This is a genomic window from Nostoc sp. CALU 1950 (assembly GCF_051172895.1).
GTDB lineage: Bacteria > Cyanobacteriota > Cyanobacteriia > Cyanobacteriales > Nostocaceae > Nostoc > Nostoc edaphicum_A.
On record NZ_JBDNJQ010000427.1, the window covers coordinates 1 to 439 of the forward strand.

Sequence of the window (439 nt, forward strand, 5' to 3'; positions counted from 1 at the left end):
AGAAGACTTTGACCGCGCTATTGAACTTAATCCCAAATATGACTGGGCGATCGCACATCGCGGTAAAACTTACCGCTTAATGAAGCGTTACCCAGAAGCCCTAGAAGATTTTGACCGCGCCATTGAACTTAACCCCAAATATAACTGGGCGATCGCAGGTCGCGGTGTAACTTACCGCTTAATGGAGCGTTACACGGAAGCCCTAGAAGACTTTCACCGCGCCATTGAACTTAACCCCAAATATGACTGGGTGATTGCAAATCGCGGTGAAACTTACCGCTTAATGAAGCGTTACCCAGAAGCCCTAGAAGACTTTGACCGCGCCATTGAACTTAACCCCAAATATGACTGGGCGATCGCAAGTCGCGGTGAAATTTACCAATCAATGAAGCGTTACCCAGAAGCCCTAGAAGACTTTGACCGCGCCATTGAACTTAAC

1 protein-coding gene is annotated in these 439 nt (G+C 47.8%); it reads left to right on the forward strand.

Translation table 11 applies throughout. The features are described 5' to 3' along the window. The coding region (locus tag ABF638_RS38300; RefSeq protein WP_435027941.1) for a tetratricopeptide repeat protein at positions 1 to 439 on the forward strand (439 nt) is incomplete at both ends.